Genomic DNA, 4528 nt, shown 5'->3' on the forward strand with positions numbered 1-4528 from the left:
TCCTGGGCCACGAACTCTCCGGCCGGATCGCCGCCGTCGGCAGCGACGTCGACCCGGCCCGCATCGGCCAGCGCGTCGCCGTCGAGCCCCAGCGCCCCTGCCGGAAGTGCAAGCAGTGCAAAGCCGGCCGCTACAACCTCTGCCCGGACATCGAGTTCTACGCCACCCCGCCGATCGACGGCGCCTTTGCCGAATACGTGACCATCCAGTCCGATTTTGCCTATGACATCCCGGACAGCGTCAGCGACGAAGCCGCAGCCCTCATCGAACCGCTATCCGTCGGCCTCTGGGCCTGCGAACGCGCGGGGATCCGTCCCGGCAGCCGGGTCCTGATCGCCGGTGCAGGCCCCATCGGCATCATCGCCGCCCAGGCCGCCCGCGCCTTCGGTGCCACCGAAATCTACATCAGCGACATCGCCGAAGACCGCCTCGCGTTCGCCCTGGAACACGGCGCAACGCACGCGCTCAACGCGAAGACCGACAGCGTGGAAGGGCTCGACGTCGACGCGTTCATTGACGCCTCCGGCGCACCGCAGGCCGTCCGCGCGGGAATCAAAGCCGTTGCACCGGCCGGCCGGGTGATCCTCGTGGGGCTCGGCGCGGATGACGTCGAACTCCCCGTCTCCTACATCCAGAACCGGGAGATTTGGCTCTCCGGCGTCTTCCGCTACACCAACACCTGGCCGCTGGCCATCCAGCTTCTCGCCGACGGGAAAGTGGACCTGGACATCCTGGTCACCGGCAAATTCGCCCTCGCCGAATCCGAGGAGGCGCTCAAGGCCGGGAAGCAGCCGGGCCAGCTCAAAGCCGTCGTCTACCCCGGCCGCTGATGGAGGCCGGCGCTGCCGCTGTGCGGCCCGGGGGCCAAGCCTTCCGGGCACCGCAGGTACAGGTGGCCATTGCGGAACTGCGCAGCCGCCTCTTGGCCGGAACGCGGACGGTGCTTGGGATTACCGGAGCACCTGGCTCAGGAAAATCCACCTTTGCTGCACTGCTGGGGGAGCTGTTCGGCAAAGACGTCGCGGTTGTCGTCCCGATGGATGGTTTTCATCTGAGCAATGCCGTCATTGACGGTGGGCCGCTCCGGGACCGTAAGGGTGCTATCGAGACCTTCGACGTCGGAGGTTACGCGTCCTTGCTTCAGCGCCTGGCGCGGCCGGTTGAACCGGTGGTTTACGCTCCGGATTTCAACCGGTCCATGGATGAACCAATCGCTGCCTCGATTGCGGTCCCTGCGGATCTTCCCCTGGTCATCTCTGAAGGAAACTACCTGCTGGCGGACAGTCACGGGTGGCAGGGGATCCGGGAGCATTTGGATGAGGTCTGGTACCTCGAAAGTCCGGAGGCTCTTCGCCGCGGGCGCCTTACCGAACGGCACGTGCTTTTCGGCATGGACCGTGTGGACGCTGAGAAGTGGGCGCACGGTACGGACCAATTCAACGCCGAGCTGGTCCACGCAACCCGGCACAAAGCGGACAGAATCATTCCCTGGTCCTGACCAGGGAGAAGACCACGGCAAGGAAGCTGTTATGCGAACCCAAGATCTGACATCTGAACCCCTGCCCACCCAAGACGTGGCTTTAACCGTGATCGGTGAATCCCTCGTGGACATCATCGTCGACCCCCGCACTGCCGGCCCGGCGGACGCGCACGCTGGCGGGAGCCCAATGAATGTGGCCGTGGGGAGCGCCCGGCTTGGGTTGGCCACGAGTCTGGTGACGCATTATGCCGACGACTCGAACGGGGTTCTGATCGACCGGCACCTGCAGTCCAACGGCGTGTCCGTCATCAGGGGAGGAAGCGCCCCCACTTCGACGGCGACTGCAAGGCTCGGCCCCGACGGCGCCGCCACGTACACGTTCGACATCAGTTGGGACCTCAACGGGGCATCGCTGGCTGCGCTTGCTGCAGTCCAAACCTCAGCCCACGTGCACACGGGATCCATTGCCTCTGTTCTTTCCCCGGGCGATCAAACCATTCTTACCCTCCTGGATGCCGCCAAGGAGACCGCCACAACCAGTTACGACCCCAACTGCCGCCCTGGAATCAGCCCGGACGTGGCAGCGGCACGAAGCCAGGCCGAACTTTTCGTTGCGTCCAGCGACATCGTCAAGGCCAGCGACGAGGACCTGACCTGGCTCTACCCGTACCGCACCCCGGAGGAAAGTCTGGGAGCCTGGCTGGAACTCGGACCATCCCTCGTGGCCTTGACCCGGGGCGCAGCAGGCCCCGTCATCCTCACGAAGCAAGGACGGGTGGAAATGGCGGCGGAATCCATTGCAGTGGCCGATACGGTCGGCGCCGGAGACTCCTTCATGGCAGCTCTGATAGCCGGGCTGGCCCAACTTGAAGCACTGGGCTCCGCTGGCCGGCCAAGGCTGCGCGCACTGACGTCGGCTGACGTGCATGCCCTTGCCGGCTACGCCAACCGGGCAGCCGCGATCACCTGCTCACGGCCGGGAGCGAACCCGCCCCATACGGCCGAACTAGGACACCTGTCCGCAACAGCACTGGTCAAAGGAGCGTGACGCATGCCGGCCCTGAACAATATGACGCTTTCAACCCTCCCGTCTCCACTGGTGAAACCGTCTTATGACCGCTCCGGCCTGACGCCAGGCATTGTGCACTTTGGTGTTGGAGGTTTCCACCGTGCGCACCAGGCCATGTACCTGGACCGCCTGATGAACGCAGGGCTCGCCCTAGACTGGGCAATCGTTGGGGTGGGCGTGCTGCCCACCGACGCGCACATGAAACAGGTGATGGACGACCAAGACTGCCTCTACACCCTCACGGTCAAAAACCCCGACGGCAGCAGGGAAAGCCGAGTAATCGGCTCGATCATCGACTACCTCTTCGCACCTGAGGACCCTGAAGCCGTCATCGAGAAGATGGCGTCCGAGGACATCCGCATCGTCTCTCTTACCATCACCGAGGGAGGTTACAACTTCCACCACCTCACCGGCGAATTCAACGCAGCCAATCCTGATGTCATGCACGACCTGACACCCGGCGCCGTACCAAAGACAACCTTCGGCCTGGTCACCGAAGCTCTCGCCCGACGCCGCGCACGGGGACTGGCCCCCTTCACCGTAATGTCTTGCGACAACATCCAGGGAAACGGCGACGTCGCCCGCAAAATGTTCGCCGCGTACGCGCACCTCAAAGACCCCGAACTGGGACGATGGATCACTGAACACGTCCCCTTCCCCAACAGCATGGTCGACCGCATCACTCCCGCCACGACCGATGCCGACCGAAGTGCCATAGCGGACGAATTCGGGACCAGCGATGCCTGGCCCGTCGTCTGCGAGCCGTTCGAGCAGTGGGTCCTCGAAGACCATTTCAGCATGGGCCGGCCGCCCTTCGAACACGCGGGCGTCCAGCTCGTCGAAGACGTTGAACCTTACGAACTAATGAAGCTGCGGCTCCTCAACGCCAGCCACCAAGGCATGTGCTATTTCGGCTACCTCGCCGGCTACCGCTACGCCCACGAAGCAGCACAGGACCCAGTCTTTGCCCAATTCCTCCTGGATTACATGGACAAGGAAGCAACCCCCACTCTCCGGCCAGTACCCGGCATAAACCTCGGAGACTACAAACGAACCCTCATAGAACGGTTCTCCAACGAGTACGTCCGGGACACCCTGGCGCGGCTCTGCGCAGAAAGTTCCGACAGGATCCCCAAGTGGCTCCTGCCAGTCATCAGAGAAAACCTTGAACAAGGCGGAGAAATCCACCGCTCGGCGGCAATTGTTGCCAGCTGGGCACGCTACGCCGAAGGCATCGACGAGCAAGGGAAACCCATCGACGTCGTCGACAGGCTCAAAGAACCACTGATGGCAGCAGCTGCGCTGCAGCACGACAACCCCCTGGCCTTTGTCTCCAACGAAGACATCTTTGGTGACCTGAACACCAACGAACGCTTCGCAGCGGTATACACACAGGCCCTCCGGGACCTCCACTCCGGAGGCGCCCGGACTGCTTTGAAACATCTGACGCTGCCGTCCGAGTAGATGCCATGGTCAACCACCGAAGAACCGCGTTGCCGTGGCTTCTCGCCGCAGGTTCAGTGCTGATCCTGCCCTGCATCCTGGCGTTGCTCCTGGACCTTCACCCAGGCACCACCTACACGGATCACCTGCCCTCAGCGATACTTCTTTTGATTACAGGCCTCGCGCTGGCGCTTTCCCCGCTGCAGCCCGACAGAACGAAAGATACTGTGCCGGAGGAACACAAGGACGCGTTGGCGTACGCGATCCGCACAGGAGCGCTGCCCATAGCCAGTCTCTTCAGTGACTGGCGCAGCGACGTCGAACGCCAGGGGAGGACCTACTCCCGGGCCCTGCGGATCCTGCCAACCGCGACAGCAGTAGCCCTCAGCTTGGATCTCTATGCCGGACGCATTGATCCTGCCGGTTCCCCCTTCTTGCTTTTGGCCGCAGAAGCAACCCTAACAATCGGCCGCGGAACTTACGTATTTTATGCCGTTCTGCTCACTAAAATCTGACGCCTAGAGAACAAGATGTGC

General features: G+C 63.1%; 5 protein-coding genes. All 5 read left to right on the forward strand.

Going from position 1 to position 4528, the window contains the following annotated elements; all coding sequences use genetic code 11:
* The coding region (locus tag AC5RWX_RS30660) for an NAD(P)-dependent alcohol dehydrogenase (protein ID WP_494099976.1) at positions 1–830 on the forward strand (830 nt) is incomplete at its 5' end.
* Positions 831–892: 62 nt separating this feature from the next.
* Entirely contained in the window at positions 893–1498 is a 606-nt protein-coding gene (locus AC5RWX_RS30665; protein WP_494099977.1) for a nucleoside/nucleotide kinase family protein, read from the forward strand.
* 31 nt (positions 1499–1529) lie between these two features.
* Entirely contained in the window at positions 1530–2528 is a 999-nt protein-coding gene (locus AC5RWX_RS30670; protein WP_494099978.1) for a carbohydrate kinase family protein, read from the forward strand.
* A 3-nt stretch (positions 2529–2531) separates the two neighbouring features.
* The gene (locus AC5RWX_RS30675; protein ID WP_494099979.1) at positions 2532–4013 is read left to right on the forward strand and encodes a mannitol dehydrogenase family protein; all 1482 of its coding nucleotides are present in this window, start codon (positions 2532–2534) and stop codon (positions 4011–4013) included.
* Between the two features lie 5 nt (positions 4014–4018).
* Positions 4019–4507, forward strand: a complete 489-nt coding sequence (locus tag AC5RWX_RS30680) for a hypothetical protein (RefSeq protein WP_494099980.1) — start codon at positions 4019–4021, stop codon at positions 4505–4507.
* Positions 4508–4528 lie beyond the last annotated feature (21 nt).

Source organism: Arthrobacter sp. SPT-J7 (assembly GCF_059089965.1).